Here is an 18,342-nt window from a genome sequence, read left to right as displayed (position 1 = left end):
CTATTTCGCCGTTGCAACCCTGTTATGTGTTATTGCTATCCGCTGCGAGTCGATATATTTACCGTGTCTGCTTTGTCTCCAGATCCAGATAGTATTTTCCTGATTAATACATGCCGGCCATTCCCGCCACGGCATGGTCTCTACGCCAGCCTCAGGCCCGAGGCGATAATCCGCCGCGCAGTTTTCCATCAGCAGCGCCGGGGCGCGTTGCCCGAACCGCCACGGCGGGTTCACCCACCAGCGCACCCAGCCAGGCGCCAGCGACAACCGCAACGCCTGCATCCACTGGCGCACCGCCGCACGCTCCCCGATGCGCTGTTGCTTGCCGGCCAGCAGGCACAGGATCCGCATCTGCCAGAAGGCAAGGCTCTGCACGGGGCGCGCGTGTTGCAGCAGCGCCGGTCGATTAAGACGACAGCAGAGCGCTTCCAGGGTAGCGTCGCCCTGACGATTTGTGCCGGGCAAAAATGCGCCCAGATACAGCCGCTGCCGGAACGCCAGCGCAAAGCACCACGGGTAGTCGTGAACGCCGGGCGCGCCTGAAAGCGGCATCAGCGCGGGCACCACCTGCGTTGCCAGCAGTGATACCAGCTCGCGCTGCGTTCTCGTGCGGCGGCATCGTTCATCGAGCCTGATGAGGCGAACGGGACGTCTCATCATTGCCACCTCCCTTGTGCCAGGCTGCGGGCGGGCACGTGAAGCGCTTTAAGAGATCGGGCACGAAGCGCCCTGCCCAGTTCAGGCCCGTCACTTCGAAATCGACACGGCGCTTATTAAGAAAAAAGGTCAGGATCGTTTTCCCGTCGGCCGTCTGGCGGACCTCGCTTGCTTTATCCACCCAGCGCAGCAGCGACCACGGGCCTTCCAGCGAGAGCTCCGATGCCGCCTCCTTTTGCGCAGGGCGAGCTGAAAGGAGTATCTGATTCGCCGAGCCCCCGCCGGGCCAGTGGAAAAACAGCGGCGTCACCGGACCGTGAGAGTATTCGCTCGCCGCCTCGTTAAACCGCATTTGCAGACGAGTGATGGAAGGGTCCATGTACACCACGGCTACCGAGAGATCGAGCGCGACTTTTCTGCCGTTTTCGCCCTGGAATAAGGCGCTGCGAATAGCCGCACCCTGCTCAAATAAGTCGAGACCTTCGCCCTGCGCGCGCCCTTTGTAACGCCACGGGCTCGCCGTGCTGTCTACGCTGTCGGCCAGATGCGCCTGAAAATAGGTGTCCAGCGCGCCGCCTGCGCCAAAGAAACGTTCGAACTGGTTGAGGCTGACCTCCTGCTCGCTTTCGCTCAGCGGATAGTGTCCCTCAATGCCGCTGCGGCAGAGTTCACCAGGCCCGGTCTCGATAGCGGCCTGCTGCTGGTTCGTCATCTCCCCTTCCACTTTTTGAAACGAGTTATTCAGCAGCGGCGCGATAACGTTTTTCAGCGGCGCGGGCCAGGTATCCGATTCCACCGCCAGACGCCTCGCGGCATCCGACAGCGCGGGCGGATCGCCGTTTTGCAAGGCGTTGTCATACATCACGAAGAGCGTGTATTGATCGTTAAGCAGGCCGATGATCCGGTTAAATGCCGAGCCCGGCATGGCGCTGACGGTGCCTGTTTTGGCGTCCGGCAGCGGGCTGCCGCTGTAAAACTCCCGCAGCGCGGCGAAACGGTTATCGACCCGCTCCTGCAACAGGCGCCGCTCCTGAAAAGCCAGCGTGGCGTTCGCCCTTTTTGCATCGCTCAGCAGCGCGCTGCGGTTGGTGAGATTGAGCGTTGCGGCGAGATCCGGCCCATTCGCGGTGAGCGTGGTGTGCTTTACCGCCTCACGCACGAGGCTTACCAGCGGCGAATTGGCCGCCACCAGCGTACGCAGCATAAAGATGTTCGCCGTCATGCCCGCCGTTTGCGGCGTATCGACAGGCAGGAGCTTTACCCCGGATAACAGTCGCTCCCAGTAACCGGCATATTCATCCAGATAACGCCCCAGCACGTCATTTCTCAGTATCAGCGGGTTAATCGTGCTGCCATTGTCATTACCCATGACCCAGCGGTCTTCCTGAAACGCGCCGGTTAGCAGCAGCGACAGTTTTTTTTTAACCACCTGGTGATACCCCGCCTGCGTGTAAAGCCCCGGGATGCCGCTTGCCAGCAGCGTGGGGTCATCAAGCGTAAAGACGTGAGCCGAGGCATCGCCTGCCAACTGGTCGAGCGTAAGGTTTGGCGGCGCATCGTCCTCCAGTCGCGCGCGTAAGCGGCTCCAGAGTCTTGTGGTCAACGTGGTTTGTGCGAGCCGCTTACGCGCGTCCCTGACGAGCTCTTCATCCCGTGGCTGGCCGAAACGCCGCCATTCCGGTTGTGAGAACAGCGCGTTCAGATGCCCCGTGAAAATCTCTTTTTCTTCAAATGCAGTGATTTTCCCGTTTTCACTCCAGGCGTGCGTAATGCTGTCAACGAGATAGTCGAGATCGAAGCGCTCCTGCCCGGTCAGCATCAGGTAACGCTTCAGGGCGTCGTAAAGTTGCGCCGGATTGTCTTCCTGAAGTGCGCGCTGTAGCGTCTCGGTCGCCTCGCGTTCAATCATCGGGAACAGCAGACGCTGCAGGAAATAGTGATAGAGCGTGTCAGCCTGCTGCGACACCGCGCTTGCGGTATAAAGGCCGTAGCGCCAGTCGGCCCCGGGCGCGTCAATCATAAGGCCCGGATAGGCCGCGAGATCGCGGGACGAATTAAGCAGCGCCGGCAATAGCGGCAGGTCGCGCGTTCTGACCCAGGCGTTAACGTCGCGCTGTAACCGCTCGGCATGCTGCCCGATAACCGTCAGATAGTCGCTGTTTAGCGCATAACTCGTCAGAAACCCTCTGATGAGAATCACGCACAGCGTGATGCAGGCGAGGTGACCCAGCAGATTCTGGAAGCGATATTTCGACTGCGCGCGCAGGTTATAGCGCACCAGCCCGGCGTCCCTGATGATGATGTCCGCAAACAGCCGCCGTAAAAAGTAGCGTTTGCCCCAGACCACGTCAGCGCCGGGGCGATCTTCTTCCGGCGTCGGCTCAGGCAGACAAGCGCAAGAGCCGAGCTCAGCGCGTGCGACATAGTTGCGCCATTTCTGCACCAGCGTCGTGCTGTTGCGAAGCGTTACGTTCTCCGGCTGGCAACTACTGGTGAAATAGACGCCGCGCAGCGTGCTGTAAAACTGCGTTTCGTCATAGCGTGAGGCGAAGAAAATGGGCCTGACCAGCTCGGCAACGCCCTGCGCCAGTAATCGGAAATCCTGCGGAACGGCGTACATTTTTTTCCTGTCCGCTACGGCGTATTCCTCCTGATGGCGGATGCTCACCGCGTTACGTAACCGGTTTTCCAGCAGCCGCAGCTCCTGCTCAATGTCGCCGCCCGGTGTGGATTTGCCTTTGCGGATGTCGCCCCAGGGAAACGTTACGCCCCAGACCTGTTCGCGCTCCTGGGCAGTTAAATGACGAAACCAGGCGTCGAAACCGGTCAGTTCATCTATCTTCGTGACCAGCAGATAAACAGGGAAACGCGCCCCGAGCGTTGCTCGTAAGTCATCAAGACGAGCGCGCAGCGTGGCGGCAAGCGCCAGCCGCTGCGTCTGGGAAAGGCTAAGGATATCGCTTGCGGAAAACGTAATAAGCGCGCCATTAATGCCGGTCGCCGGACGGTATTTGTGAATCGCCTGCAGTAATCCCTGCCACTCCTGACGGTTATCTTCCGCCGCGGTGACATATTTGCCTGACGTATCGATAAAAATGGCGTCATTAGCGAAAAAGCATTCGCAACTGGCAGTCGGCGGATTTTCGCGGGCGACGCGGCTTAGCTGTTCGGGTAGCGGAAACTCCTGCCCAGAGGAGAGGATCAGCGAGGTTTTCCCGGCGCTCGCCGGGCCAAGCACCAGGTAACAGGGCTGGGCGTCACGCAGATGGCGCCCGACAAAAAAGCGGCGCCAGCCATACTTCTGCTGGTAGATCCGCTGGCTGTATTTCTGGGCGTCCCGGATGATGCGTGCAACGTCTGAGATCCCAGGCACATGCACGGACGCTTTTCTGCGAAACCGGATTTTTTCAATCCACGTCGGGTTATTCAGAACGAAAAGCAAAAACCGCCAGGCCGCGTACAGCAGCACGAGCGCGAGAATGATCGCGATAGCCGTCAGGCGGATCGCCGCGCTTTGTAGCGGATAACGCTCCCCGATAAGGAAAAAAGGTCCGGCAACCCAGATCAAGGCGCAGCCGGTTAACGCGCCGGGCAGGCATAAGGGAATGCCATACCAGAAGGCGACAAACCATAACAGCGCGAGCACGATAAACAGGAGCCGCGAGCCCATCGCCGCAAACGGACGCGCCTCGCCAAAACCGACAAACGGTCCGAGATAACCTATCGCGCAGGCCACCAGCACAAAACAGGCGGCCATCAGAAGGAATGTTAAAGACCGACCGGAAAATAACCGATTCAAAAAAGCCATTGTCGTTCTCGTTAATAAGTCACAAAAATTTCAACGCGTCGGTTTTGCGAACGTCCCTGCGCATCGTTATTACTGGCAACCGGCTGCGTATCGCCAGCGCCCTTTAGCGAAATCTTTTCAGGCGCGATCCCTTGCGCCACGAAGTACGTCGCCACATCCGCCGCCCGCTTTTCTGAAAGCGCCTGGTTATTCGCAAACGCGCCGCTGCGTACGGGGGTGGAATCGGTATGGCCAACAATCACGACCGTGCCGTTGACCCGTCGCACTTCTGTCGCGACGCGACGGATAATGTCCACCCGCTCCGGCCTGACGCTGGCAGACCCGACGGAAAACATGACGTCGCCATGAAAGACAACCCGGCTTTCCCGCTGCGACTCGTCCACACTCACCCAGTTGCGCGCAATTTCCTCTTTAAGCAAGACCGCCAGCCGCAGGCGCGCAGGCGGCCGCGGTTCGGTGATTTGAAAATGCTGCATCGCGAGAAGCTGCTGCCTGAAAAGCTCCTGCGGCACCGAGAGAAAGTATTTGCAGCCCAGAAACAGCGCGGCGGCCAGCAGAGCGCAAATCGCCAGAGAGACCCGCACTGGAATAAAGAGAAAACGCCGGCGCTTCGCATGGCTGTCGCAATAGGCGTGCGGAGAAAGCGCCGGCGGCAGCGTCTCGCGTGCGCTTTGAATCAGCGTTAGCAGCCGCTGGCGAATGCGCGTCAGCTGCCTTTCGCCATCCTCAACGATGCTGTAACGCCCTTCAAACCCGAGCCCGAGGATATGCAGCATGATTTCGAGCACATCCGGAAATTCATGTGGGCTGACAGAGAGCCGCCCCACCAGCAGGAAAAACTTGTTCCCACCATCGTTGTCGCCTTCAAAATGGTTGAGCAGGTTGCTTTGCGACCAGCCAGCCTGAATCCCCCATGCCGTGGCATGCGCCGCTTCATCCAGCGCGGTACACAGGCAATAGCGCACGATGGCCATTTTTTTCCACGGAATATCCGCTTCGTCACAGACAACGCCAAAGAGGGTTATTTCGTTTTTCAATACCTCTTTTAGCAACGCCACTTCACGCGTCGCCTCAATCTGTTCGGGCATTTCACTGAGCGCGCGTAACAGCGGTTGGGCCGCTTCCAGCAACGGTATTTCCGCGCCCCGCACCTTCGCGACGCGTTGCTGAATACTTTCGCCTTTCAGATGCGCGTCATAGTGCAGCGGCGGTGCGGTTTCCGGCTCGCCGCTAAAAGGATCGGTGAACGCGCCTGTCGATCCCAACAGGCTGCCCTGCTCATCCATCAAAAATTTACCTAATGCCTGAAGGCTCGGTTCGTCATCTCCTGGCGCGACGTTTTGATTATTGATGCCGGGCGTTAACGCATCGATTGTGCTCATCAGTCCCTGATTCCCCACAGTTCCATTTTGAGCCCCGGAAATTCACCGGCTACATGCATGGCCAGCGCGCCGGAAACCGCAATGGCGTCCCAGAACGCGCCGCTTTTCAGCAATTCGAAATAGACATGACCCGCGTTATACGGGATCTGCCGCGGCGGCACCGGAAGCGCCATCAGCTCAAGGCCCGGCAGGTGCGAGCGCACCAGTTCATGCAGCTGTTGAGGGGCACTGATTTTTGCCTGCGCCGAGAAGTGTTGTTGTAAAACATCCGCCGGCAATTGCGCATTCACCGCCAGCACCAGATTTGAGAATGAACGCAGTTCGCCCGGCAGCACCGCCGCGCTCCATACGCCATTCCCTTTGGCATGCAGAGGGATAATTTGTCCGGCGCGAATGAGGATCTGGTTCAGCAGTTCATGAACATCGTCGACCAGCGGCCGCAGGCTGGGATAGAGCCGCGCATGGTCATAACCCGGCGCGGGGCGCGGCCGACGCGTTTTGGTGCGAATAAACGTAGAGAGTTCGCCCGCGAATTTCGCCAGCTCCTGATATACCAGGATCGGAGGGAGTTCCGGTACGTGTCGCAGATGGTCAAGCACAGGTTCATATTTGTTGAAAATTTGCAGCAACAGATAGTCGACGATTTCAGCGCTGGCGCTGGCTTTACCGTCGCTGTTCGAGAGCCTGCTCGCCAGCATTTCCGCACGTAATTTAACGAGCCCGTTAAGGTGAGTTATCCATTCGTTCAGTAACGGGTTTGCTGAACAGCATGTGACCGGAGGAATATAATCTTCCTGATGTAATAAGACGCTGCCGTCAGGCTGAATCGCGCGAATACGGGCCAGCGGCAGGCCAATCCAGGACTCGGTCATTTCGCTTTCAGGCACCAGCATCAGGCGTAACCGCCCCAGCTGGACGGGTTTTGGTCCCTGGCGAATGGCGTTAGCGTCAGGCAGCGCGGTTTCAAACGCGCAAAAACGCGCCAGCGAACTGGCGTCATGCTCGTCAAAAATGGTCTCATCGCTGTTTTCAAGACGTAACGGCACGGCCAGAAACAGCAATTTACCTAAGTGTTCCGGGCGGATGGTCAAAGGCTCAGGAGGCGTCACATGCTCCGGGATATCGAAAGGCGTGCCGTCCGGGAATACGCCGCTGCTGGAATGCAGAACCAGCTTGCCATAGGCGAGCGCTTCCTTATCAATCGTGTAATGCGAAAAACCCCAGAAAAAGGGCGTCGTCGTGGCGGCACGCTTGTGCGCGTAATACTCCAGATAACGCTCCTGCTGCTGAAAAAGTTGCGGGCGTAAAAACAGGCCTTCACTCCAGATGACTTTATTCGTTCTCACGATCCAATCCATTGATAGTTATTTGTAATTTATCGAAAGCAATATCTACGCGTTGCGGCGCCGGGTCGGGTTTCCAGGGCCAGAATTTCTGATACCAGGCAGGTGACGACGTCTCAGGAATGCGCAAGGCTTCACTCCATCGCGCTTTTTCAATATCCCGATAGGCCGCCACAATACCGAGAGCATGCGTCGTATTATCCGCCTGCACCGTAACGCGCCGTTTTTCATTGGGCCGCAAAATACCCTCATAAACTTTTTGCATCTGCGCTTGTAATTCTGGATCGGGCGTCTGCATCAGCGTCAGATAACCGGCATCCAGAAACGCTTCATCCGTATTTAACTTATAAATAGTGACCTTCAGCGGACTCGCAATACCTCGCGCATTGGGATTCACCTTCGCGCCGGCGCTTAAATTCAGCACCCATTGATTAGCGTTCGCTTCTGGCGGCACAGAATGACAGGCGGTCACCAGACACATTATCAGCATCAGGATAAATGTCTGCGCAGCTGCTTTACCTGTACGGGAAACAGCGCCTCTTAACCAGGCAATTAAACCAGTTGTCATTCGAAATAACTCATTAATTCAGGCAATTTCACTTTCCAGCCATGCTTTATTACGTAATGAATACTGTTCGGTAAAAACTTGCCGTCATATAACGGCAAGTTTTCTTTCACCCTCTGGCTAATTAGCCGTGCAGGTTTGCTTTAACGTCATAGCTTGCTGAAATAACGCCCGCTTTCTGACCTTCCGCATTCTGCATGACGTAATCTTCCGTCATCTTCGTGAAGGCGAAACGTACCGATTCACGCGGACGCGTTTCATCTTCCAGCGAACCCATAACATCCACGCCGGTAATGATGACGTCGGTAAATTTAATCAGCAGATATTCCAGCGGATCGCCGCCTGCTTTACGAATAACAAACTGAATGTTTTTAATATGTTTACCGGTCAGACAGTAGCTCACGAGGTTCGGCGTCGCTTTATCCACATAGTGCTCAAAGCAGAAGTCGGCTACGGTCGCTTTACCGGAGCCACCGCCTGAGCCGCTATGCATGTTAGAGTGCTGAGCGACACTCCAGTGCCATGCCAGAACCTGAATTTCATTTTTATGAGTGGCATCTAATGATTCCCCTTCGATGCCATCAATTTTAATAAACATATCCTGTGCCATATCATTCCTCTTGAGCACGGTTATCTACACATGGCGAATAACGCCACCTTAAAAACAGACAATGGTCTCCCATAACAAGAAGTCACTGCCTGTTTTCTTTTTTTGTAATATTACGTATTACAAAATTTTGCTAAGCCTTTATTGTCCAGAAAAATAAGATCAGGCTACGTGTTTCAAAGAAGGGAGTTTTGCGACCATACGCAATGAAACCGTCAAGCCCTCAAGCTGGAAATGGGGACGTAAAAAGAATTTCGCCTGGTAATAGCCCGGATTCCCTTCAACATCTTCTACAATCACTTCAGCTGCGGCGAGCGGTCGACGCGATTTGGTTTCAATCGATGAGTTAGACGGATCGGCATCGACATAATTCATGATCCAGTCATTTAACCAGCGCTGCATATCATCGCGTTCTTTGAATGTCCCAATTTTATCGCGAACGATACATTTGAGATAATGCGCAAAACGAGAGCAGGCAAACATATAAGGCAGGCGTGCGGATAAATTCGCATTCGCCGTGGCGTCGGGATCATAATATTCGGCAGGTTTCTGCAATGACTGCGCGCCAATAAACGCAGCGTAATCCGTATTTTTACGGTGCACCAGCGGAATGAAGCCATTTTTTGCGAGCTCGGCTTCACGGCGGTCTGAAATAGCAATTTCGGTCGGACATTTCATATCAATGCCGCCATCATCCGTCGGGAAGGTGTGGCACGGCAGTCCTTCTACCACACCGCCGCTTTCAACACCGCGAATCAGGGTACACCAGCCATACTCTTTGAATGAACGGTTAATATTCACTGCCATGGCATAGGCGGCATTCGACCAGACATATTTGGAATGATCGGCGCCATCGGTGGTTTCTTCAAAATGAAACTCATCGACAGGGTTGGTCCGGATGCCGTAAGGCAGGCGCGCCAAAAAGCGCGGCATCGCAAGGCCGATATAGCGAGAATCTTCCGCCAGTCGCAGCGAATTCCAGGCCGCATACTCAAGATTTTGCGTAAAAATCTTGGTGAGGTCGCGTGGGTTCGAAAGCTCCTGCCACGATTCCATTTGCAGAACAGACGGAGAAGCGCCCGTAATAAACGGCACATGGGCAGACGCCGCCACCTTAGCGATAGAGGCCAGCAAATCGACATCCGGCGCGGTATGATCAAAATAATAATCTGCGACCAGACATCCGTAAGGCTCACCGCCCAGTTGCCCGTACTCTTCTTCGTAGATCTTTTTAAACAGAGGGCTCTGATCCCACGCGACGCCTTTATAACGCTTCATGGTACGCCGCAAGTCGCCCTTAGAAATATCAAGGAACCGGAGCTTTAACTTTTCGTCCGTTTCGGTATTCGTCACCAGGTAATGCAAACCACGCCAGGCGCTTTCAAGCGACTGGAACTCTGCATGGTGTAAAACGAGGTTAATTTGCTCAGAGAGCTTCCGGTCAATTTCCGCAATGATAGATGCAATGCACTTATAAGCATCATCGGATAGCGTGACTGCATTGACGAGCGCCTGTTCCGCCAGCGTTTTCACAGCCCCTTCGACCGCAGCACGTGTCTGATCTGAACGCGGTTTAAATTCCTTTGCCAGAAGCACGTTGAAATCATCGACTTCAACGGTTTGTGCCTGAGCATGATGCGATTGTTGTATCTTGGACGTGGACATATTCCGTTATCTCCGCTTACTCTTCTTGCGCGATTTCAGTTGATGCTTGTTGTGGCTTCGGTGTGGATGCCAATGTTTTCATCAGCGCTTTATCGTTAAGTAATTTCATGACGAGCTCTTCAGCTCCCGCTTTACCATCCATATACGTCTGCAGCGTGGCTAACTGTGTACGCGCCTCCAGTAGCTGCGCCAGCGGCTCTACTTTCTTCGCTATTGCATCCGGCGAGAAGTCATCCATACTTTCAAAAGAAATATCAACCATCAGTTGTCCTTCCCCTGAAAGCGTATTTGGGACGCAAATAGCGACCCGCGGCTTCATTGCTTTCATACGCTCATCGAAATTGTCGATATCAATATCGAGGAACTTCCTGTCAGCAACAGCAGGTAAAGGTTCAAGAGGCTTACCGGATAAGTCAGCCAGTACGCCCATAACAAAAGGCAACTCAATTTTTTTCTCACTGCCATAAATTTCCACGTCGTACTCGATCTGTACGCGCGGCGCCCGGTTTCTTGCAATAAACTTTTGAGAGCTACTTTTACTTACCATATGTACCTTCATCCCTATCCGGTGAACAGTAATAACAACATCCCAGCATTTACACACAGTATTTCTGCACTTACAGCCGTGGAGTAAATGCTGTTATTTATAGACTAAATCTATATTTGCGATTGTGCTTATCTCGCCTGAGGTCACAGTATGGTCACCTGTCGCATAATAGGCCGCAATGTAATAGTGCGTAATATCTTCGCCAGTCGCAGGGATAACATAAGATTGCGCACTACCATCATCATTAATTATCATCTGTGTGCCGTCTGTTTTACGCAAACGTACCTGAACATTCTCGCTATAACCACTTCCTGCATCATTGATAAGATTGCCGGTGTTGTTATCAGAATAACCACTATCATTCACAAAGCTTAACATTACCGTTTTATCAACCGGGCAGTGCTTAAGCGTAATCGAAAACTGCTGACTCCCAGCCTCATTCCCCGCTTTTTGTAAAACGTTAGTTGAGAGCGTGGGCAGCGTAATGGTCTCTGATGATGACGCATTGTTAATGCTCACATCACATGTCTCTTCCATATATTTACCTTTGAAAGAAACCGTGATCCTACAATCATCGGTATTAACGCATCGTTCCGCAAAGCATAACCCTGTATAACAGAGAGCAAACATCGCCAACATTATGCGTGATATCAAACATCTTATTCTGTATGACATTATTGCGGGATACATGTCACCTCCATCTGCACGATTTGCCCATCGGGTAAATCATGTAAAGACTGCTTAGCGTTACTCGTCTTCACCAGGCATCTGTTTTTGTTTTCATTCCACACGGTATAAAGGCGATGCGTTTCTGGATCCCATCCACGCACAAACGCCATGCCGCCCTGACCGATAATGCTTTGAGGCACATTTTTATCGTCGACGATTTGTGCGCCAATGGGTAAAAACTGCCCGGCGATATCTTTCACGATAAGGATCATCGGACGCCCTACCAGAGTTTTCATATCAACAACAATCGCCGAACCCATACGCGGCACCACGGTTTTTTGGTTTTCCAGCACATCAACGGTATCTGGCAATCCTTTGTAATCGACAGAGACAATATTCTCCTGATAGGGCGTCAGGGATGGAACAATTGCATAGCCTGCACTATCTATTTTTGCACCATGTCCGTTATAGACTCGTGCGCCTTCGGCTCCCGGCACGCCAATAATCGCAAACGGATAATCGCCAATAGATGGTCCCGCAGTGATCCCGCCTTTATGAGCGACAAGGCTTCCATTTGCCGTAGCTGATATCTGCCGCGCTGAGCGATTACTCATGGAGGCCGTCGCCGAGAACTGACCTGCCGGAGAGTCATAGCTCATATTCCCGCGAAGTTGCTCTTCACTGGGCATATCGTCATTTTTACTTACAGTAGTACCGATTCCGTAATTAATTTCATTTTGTGCCCCCTGACTGCCTGTCGCATTTAGCTGCCACAAGGAATCTCCGGAATCGCTGTGCGTCATGGTGGAGTACAGTGAGTTAAAGAGCGGTTTCTCGTTCGTTCCTCGCCCTAAAGGAACATTAATCGTCACCATATAGGTGTCGTCATAATTATCATCTTCGTCTCGTGTTCTCATGGCGCTTAAAGTCCATGAGAAATAACGCTGGGTCTGCGTCCATGAAATAGAATATTGCTTAGAGGCCGCTTTGTTGTCCCAGTAACGGTAAATGCTGGCGCTGAGATTGATAAAGCTTCCAGCCCAAAGAGACTGCGAAATATTCGCTGTCAGACGTTGCCGGGTACGATAATCGCTCGCGTTATAATTTTCATCATCTCCATAGCGCGCAATACTGGCTTCCCTAAAGCTATAAAAACCTTTAGATGAATAACGATAGGCAGCCAGTGTGAGGTTAGTATCAGTAGGGCTAACATATTTTGTCAAACCTATTTTGAAACTATTACCGCTCGATTCTTTTGAGCCGGCCAGATCGCTTTTCGCATGGGTAATATCCATTGAAATACCGCCTATTGGCGTATTGACAGCATGACCCACAGCCATCGAATAATAATGACCAGAGATCTGAAACCCTGTGTACACTGAATAATTACTTGCCAGACCATAATGATAAACGCTTTGAAAAACGGTTGGTTCATTATGAACGGCATCATCTTTTAGCTTTCCTATTGAGATAGCAAAACGCGAAACCGCTTTATGTAAAAGCATGGGTGGCGCTGAAAAAGGGATATTCTGAATACGCTGACGCCCGTCTGACTCGATAATCGTCATTTCCAGATCGCCACCATAGCCCATAGCGCCAATATCGGTAATTTCAAACGCCCCCGGAGGCACGACGGTTTCATAAATCGTCTGACCTCGCTGGGTGATCTTTACTCTGGCGTTGGTATCTGCAATACCGCGAACCACCGGCGTATAGTTACGTAAACTTTCAGGTAGCATTCGGTCATCAGATTCCAGCTGCCCCCCCCTGATGTTATAGCTGTCAAAGAGATCGCCTGAGGTGTTGGAGTCCCCCAGAGTCATCTGGCTTTTTATAGGGGTAATATCAGTTTGCGCGTATCCCGCCAGGTTCTGCGTACGCATGCTTTTATCATTGCTCCAGTCGGAGTTAATACGCTTACGTAAACGCCAGCCATGAAAGTTAAATCCCGTTAACAGACCAAGATTACCCTGCCAGGAATCGCCTCCCGTCCCCTTGTTTTCATTCTGAAAAAGTCGATAAAAGCTCCCGCTATAATCAACAAAACCTGCAGTACTGCCTGCATCCCAGCGGCTGGGATCGATATAGCCTCGCGGTTGCGGCAGTAAGTTAATCTGTGGCACATCAAGCGCAAGCTCAAAATCCGCCGAGTTATAATTGATCTGGCTTTTGGGGATCAGCTCATCAAAACGATAACAGCGGGGATCCTCAAGTTGCTGTTTCGGTATCTTTTTCTCAAGACGAAGACCTATTTCTGCCAGCTGTTTCAGAGTTAAGCAAGGTCGGGCATTTCTTTCTGCTGCATATTGCTCAAACCGGACATCATGCTGTCCGCGATTTTGCCCGTTCAAAATAAGAGTGATTTTGTAAATACCCGGCGTTACCGGATTACCTTCCGCGTATCGGGAAATATCAAATTTCTTCCCATGTATAAATGCCTGATTAAAATCAACAGACTGTGGCCCTGCTACAGCATCATTATCTTTCGCCGCCGAATTAAATGCTATTAGGGTTGAAATAGCCGTTATGGTTAAATTAACCAAGGGCTTTAATAAAAAAGAACTGTTTTTTAATAATGGGAGTGTACGCACCCTGTAAAAAAAATAATTTTTCATAAGTTAAGCCTCTCCCAACCCTTTTTAGCTCCTGGGTCATGCAGGAGCCTGAAGAGAACACAGCAAGTTTATTTTAAGCGCTATTTTTTATTTTTCAGAAAGTGTTGGTTTTTTATTATCAGCTGACTTGAGTGTTTTCATCACAGACGCACCATAGTCGTTTAATAACCAGTAGTTTACAGATTTTATTGTGAGCGGAGCTGTCCATTTTTTTTCAGGATAAAATTTCCGCGTAGCTCCTGGTGCGACCATATCCATAATAAGAGGGATCTTGCCACTTTGTGTATTAATGACTGCCGTATCAAAAGAGAAAAAATAAGGTGTCGGATTCGTCACTTCTACACCGATACCTTTTACATTATCGCTGATTATCTGCCAGCGAAGTTTGTCAGTGTTCTCTTCACTGTTACTGCTCAACATTTTCGGCCTAAAAAATATTTTAATCCTGGTACGAAAAGCTAATTCCAGACGATTTTTCTTTGCGTTGCCAGCAGGCGCAGGTGGGATTTCAAGCATATTGAACCAGTACACCGATTCACGATCCTGCGGTAAAGTCATGCCATTATAAATAAGACGTACACTTTGCCCTCTTCCTTGCTCTACACGGTATACCGGAGGCGTTACGAGAAAAGGTATTTTAACAGCATTGAGATCGGCATCTGCTTTTCCATCATCGACCCATACCTGAACTAATGCAGGCTGATTCCCTTTATTATTAGTACGAACGCTAATATCTTTCTCGTCGCCAGGAAATATGATTCGTGTGCCGCTAATCGTCATTGATGCCGTACACGTGGATATTCCACATAAAAAGACAGCCATTACCTTTAAGGAGTGAAAAGACATAGCAAAACCTTTATTATTTATAATTGCCGCAGCACAAAGACATTTGCTGGCAACCCGCAGTACGGGTTGCCATATATTCAAAATCAGGGATAACTTAAGGTGTAGTTTACTTTTGCAGTTACATCGCCAGGTTCAGTTGCCGCTGTCGCGTAATAGCCGCCAACATAGCTCATCGTCGCCGTCTGATCAGACTGAACATCAAACGCCTTACCAGTACCACCAACAGGAATGACAGTTGAGTCTATGTTATACAGACGTACCTCGACATTTTTTGCAGCGCCGGTCGTAGCCGCATTCGTCAGGTTGCCCGTGACCGGGTTAAAGCCTGTAGAATCAAGTGCCTCAAAATGCGCAGCCACTTTCTTAATCGCATCCGGGCAGTTTACCGCTTTGATTGTAAAGGTGGTGGTGCCTCCTTCATCTGCGGCTTTAGCAAGCGTCTGGGTAGAAAGAGTCGGCAGAGTTACCGTTTTATCAACATCGTTAGTATCAATTTCACAAGTTTCAGCAATCAATTTTCCATTAAATGTTACCGTTCCTTGTGACACGGCCTGGGCATAACCCGAGATCAGCCCGAGCGCCAGTGCGCAGTATGCAAAATTTATTTTACGCATAATAATCCTTCATTATTTCAATTAATACTTTCGAAAACGAACCATCCATGTATGGTCCCCCAGTTACTGCATGTCATTAACTTGTTCAGCAGCGTCATCCATGATATCAGGTTCGATCAGGAGACATCCTTTATCTGTTGTAATCACTACGCCCATAAGACTTGCTTTACGAGCGCTATCCATAATTACCCTCCCTATTTGCGGGATAATGTTTTGCTCAATGAATCGAATTAATACACGTGCGCCTGTTTCGGCTACGTGACATTGCCCGACGACATAATCAATTACGTTGTTATCATATTTGAGCATTAAGTTATGATTTTCGCTCAGTCGCTTAGCCACACGTTTAAGCTGCATTTCAACGATAAAAGCCAGTGCGCTATCTTTCAAAGGCAGATACGGAATGACCGTTAGCCTGCCAAGAAATGCAGCCGGAAATGCATTTAACAACTCCGCCTGAATTATTTTTAGCAAACTTTCTTCATCGGGCGCAGTGTCCTCATCGCGACATACTGAAATTATTTTATCGCTACCAACATTGCTGGTGAGAAGTATTATGGTATTTCGGAAATCGATCAGTCGGCCTTCGCCATCCTCCATGCGGCCTTTATCAAAAACCTGGAAAAAGAGCTCATGCACATCAGAATGCGCCTTTTCTATTTCGTCCAACAAAATAACGCTATAAGGTTTACGGCGAACAGCCTCTGTTAATATTCCACCTTCGCCATAACCAACGTACCCTGGCGGGGAACCTTTTAAGGCCGAGACGGTATGCGCTTCCTGATATTCACTCATATTGATAGTGATAAGGTTATGCTCACCACCATACATATTTTCAGCGATCGCCAGCGCCGTTTCCGTTTTCCCTGTGCCTGATGGCCCGGTGAGCATAAAGACCCCTGTAGGACGACAAGGATCTGCAAGCCCCGCACGCGCGGTTAAAATCCGCTCGCTAATTTGTTTCAGCGCACAGGGCTGCCCCGTGACGCGTTCTGCAAGGCGAACGGGAAGCTCCCTGACAACATTCATCTCGTCCTGAAGCATCTGACCGACGGGAATACCCGTCCATTCGCTGACAATAGCAGCAACAACTTCCGCGCTAACTTCCGCATGAACCATTGTATATTCATGACGAATATTACGTAGCTGAGCTTCCGCCTCTAAAAGCGTTTGTTTCAGAATCGCTTTTTCGTCAAGATCGGCGTCGGTTTCAGTACTCAGCATCTGCAGCTTCGCCCTGATAGCGACAATATCACTGACAATCGTTTTTTCTTCAAGCCAGCGCGACTCCAGCGTATGCACCTCTTTATCGCACTGACCAATCACGCTCTTCAATACGTCAATAGACGCATCGTCGCTTTTACCAAACGCATAGGCTTTTTCTGCAAGCATAAGTTGTCTGCCTGCAGAGTCAGCACGATATTTTAAATCCTGTAAGGCCTGGGGTGGCGCGTATTGCCCCACTGCAACCCTTGCGCAAGCGGTATCCAGTAAACTGATAGCTTTATCAGGTAACTGGCGTGCAGGAATATAGCGATGGGAGAGTTTTACGGCTGCGCACAATGCTTCATCCTGAATCCAGACGTTATGGTGAGTTTCAAGTACCGACACCAGGCCACGCAGCATGGCTGTCGCACTCTCCTCATCAGGCTCTTCAATCTGCAAAACCTGGAAACGACGCGTAAGCGCAGGATCTTTTTCAATATGCCTTTTAAATTCGCTCCACGTTGTTGCACCGATAGTCCGAACCAGACCGCGCGCTAATGCAGGCTTCAGCAAGTTTGCCGCATCGCCAGTACCCGCAGCGTTACCCGCCCCGACCAGGTTATGTATTTCATCAATAAATAAGATGACAGGCTGTTCCGAAGCCATCGCTTCTTCCAGCACGGCTTTCAGGCGGGCTTCGAATTCGCCTTTCATACTGGCACCCGCTGAAAGCGCAACGATATCTAAAGCCAGTAAACGCACATCACAAAGAGAAGGCGGTACGTCGCCATTAATAATGGCGCACGCCAGTCCTTCCACCACAGCGGTTTTACCAACACCGGCATCACCTGTAAGCAACGGATTGTTTTGCCGCCTGCGTAACAGAATATCGATCATTGTGCCGATCTCGCGCTCTCGCCCTAATACCGGATCGATTTTTCCTTCTCTGGCCAGTGCGGTCAGATCGGTTGCATATTGAGCAAGGCTCCCGCCGCTTTGAAGTTTAATGGCACCACTGGCCTCACCCGGAATAGCTTCCTGACCGCCAGTGAATATATCTGATTCACTTTCCTGTGATTCAGGTGAATGCTGAGTAATATAGTCAAAATCCCGGCTGAGTTGTTCGAGAATAACTTTCTCAAGAGGAGCTGCAATTGCCAGCAAAGCGCGGCGTAACTCCACCGTCGTCAGAATTGCCATTAATAAATGGCCGCTTCTGATTTTATTTTCGCAACGATCGAGACTGGTATATACCCAGGCGCGTTCAATAGCGAGTTCGATCAGATATGAAAAATCTGAGACCGTAGTAGCTCCGCCAGGCAAACGATCCAGTGCAGAAGCTAAGGCACGGTCAAGACCTTGGCTATCAACATTGAAATAGCGTGCAATATGTTTTAAATCGCTTTCTTCCTGGCGCCACAATTGATTAAGCCAGTGAACCAGTTCGACATAAGGATTACCGCGTAACTTACAAAAGGTTGTAGCGCTTTCAATACTTCTGAAAAGCGTTGCATTCAGCTTTGAGAAAAGATTCTTCCTTGAGATAGTCACGTCATGCCTTCCCTTAACATGGATTCTGGAAAGACTATTGTCTGCTTTCCAGATTACTTGCGTTATTTTTTTAGAAAATAGGAAAAAAACATCAAAAGATAAACATCAAAATCTGTTACTGGAATCATTTAAGAATAGAGCCCAAGGCATCCTCCCAAAATCTGGGAGCTGATGGACATAACCATATGTTTGTATTTATTTTAATTAAAAGGGACATCTTACCAAATTCTCTTGCCCGTCTTATGGATTGAGAAGCACATATTGCCA

13 protein-coding genes are annotated in these 18,342 nt (G+C 51.1%); all 13 read right to left on the bottom strand.

Annotated elements, in window-relative coordinates:
- The 13 genes from AFK67_RS05780 to tssH all read right to left on the bottom strand — a co-directional run bounded on the left by AFK67_RS05780 (position 1) and on the right by tssH (position 18,075).
- Entirely contained in the window at positions 1 to 660 is a 660-nt protein-coding gene (locus AFK67_RS05780; RefSeq protein ID WP_235047921.1) for a hypothetical protein, read from the bottom strand.
- Entirely contained in the window at positions 623 to 4,414 is a 3,792-nt protein-coding gene (gene tssM / locus AFK67_RS05775) for a type VI secretion system membrane subunit TssM (RefSeq protein WP_007728477.1), read from the bottom strand. The genes AFK67_RS05780 and tssM overlap by 38 nt, the downstream gene beginning before the upstream one ends.
- A gap of 62 nt (positions 4,415 to 4,476) precedes the next feature.
- Positions 4,477 to 5,847, bottom strand: a complete 1,371-nt coding sequence (gene tssL / locus AFK67_RS05770; RefSeq protein WP_007728480.1) for a type VI secretion system protein TssL, long form — start codon at positions 5,845 to 5,847, stop codon at positions 4,477 to 4,479.
- The gene (gene tssK, locus AFK67_RS05765; RefSeq protein ID WP_038884031.1) at positions 5,847 to 7,193 is read right to left on the bottom strand and encodes a type VI secretion system baseplate subunit TssK; all 1,347 of its coding nucleotides are present in this window, start codon (positions 7,191 to 7,193) and stop codon (positions 5,847 to 5,849) included. The genes tssL and tssK overlap by 1 nt, the downstream gene beginning before the upstream one ends.
- Positions 7,180 to 7,758 carry a type VI secretion system lipoprotein TssJ gene (gene tssJ, locus AFK67_RS05760; protein ID WP_007728485.1) on the bottom strand — a complete coding sequence of 193 codons (579 nt, stop codon included), beginning with the start codon at positions 7,756 to 7,758 and terminating at the stop codon, positions 7,180 to 7,182. Before tssJ ends, tssK begins: the two co-directional genes overlap by 14 nt.
- 121 nt (positions 7,759 to 7,879) lie before the next feature.
- Complete coding sequence (locus tag AFK67_RS05755) at positions 7,880 to 8,365, bottom strand: Hcp family type VI secretion system effector (RefSeq protein ID WP_007728488.1); 486 nt, start codon at positions 8,363 to 8,365, stop codon at positions 7,880 to 7,882.
- Positions 8,366 to 8,524: 159 nt separating this feature from the next.
- The gene (gene tssC / locus AFK67_RS05750; protein WP_007728489.1) at positions 8,525 to 10,027 is read right to left on the bottom strand and encodes a type VI secretion system contractile sheath large subunit; all 1,503 of its coding nucleotides are present in this window, start codon (positions 10,025 to 10,027) and stop codon (positions 8,525 to 8,527) included.
- Positions 10,028 to 10,043: 16 nt separating this feature from the next.
- Entirely contained in the window at positions 10,044 to 10,574 is a 531-nt protein-coding gene (tssB, locus tag AFK67_RS05745) for a type VI secretion system contractile sheath small subunit (protein WP_007728496.1), read from the bottom strand.
- 93 nt (positions 10,575 to 10,667) lie between these two features.
- Positions 10,668 to 11,204 (bottom strand): fimbrial protein, encoded by a 537-nt coding sequence (locus tag AFK67_RS05740; RefSeq protein ID WP_265182482.1) that lies wholly within the window; start codon positions 11,202 to 11,204, stop codon positions 10,668 to 10,670.
- 44 nt (positions 11,205 to 11,248) lie between these two features.
- Positions 11,249 to 13,858: a fimbria/pilus outer membrane usher protein gene (locus AFK67_RS21590; protein ID WP_007728501.1), complete on the bottom strand. Its 2,610-nt coding sequence runs from the start codon at positions 13,856 to 13,858 to the stop codon at positions 11,249 to 11,251.
- An 87-nt stretch (positions 13,859 to 13,945) separates the two neighbouring features.
- Positions 13,946 to 14,704 carry a fimbrial biogenesis chaperone gene (locus AFK67_RS05730; protein WP_038884034.1) on the bottom strand — a complete coding sequence of 253 codons (759 nt, stop codon included), beginning with the start codon at positions 14,702 to 14,704 and terminating at the stop codon, positions 13,946 to 13,948.
- Between the two features lie 83 nt (positions 14,705 to 14,787).
- The gene (locus tag AFK67_RS05725; RefSeq protein WP_007728506.1) at positions 14,788 to 15,318 is read right to left on the bottom strand and encodes a fimbrial protein; all 531 of its coding nucleotides are present in this window, start codon (positions 15,316 to 15,318) and stop codon (positions 14,788 to 14,790) included.
- A gap of 63 nt (positions 15,319 to 15,381) precedes the next feature.
- The gene (gene tssH / locus AFK67_RS05720; protein ID WP_038884036.1) at positions 15,382 to 18,075 is read right to left on the bottom strand and encodes a type VI secretion system ATPase TssH; all 2,694 of its coding nucleotides are present in this window, start codon (positions 18,073 to 18,075) and stop codon (positions 15,382 to 15,384) included.
- Positions 18,076 to 18,342: the final 267 nt, after the last annotated feature.

Origin of the sequence: Cronobacter dublinensis subsp. dublinensis LMG 23823 (assembly GCF_001277235.1) — a bacterium.
GTDB lineage: Bacteria > Pseudomonadota > Gammaproteobacteria > Enterobacterales > Enterobacteriaceae > Cronobacter > Cronobacter dublinensis.
Note: the sequence above shows the minus strand (reverse complement) of the source record. Positions and strands in the feature narration are given on the sequence as shown.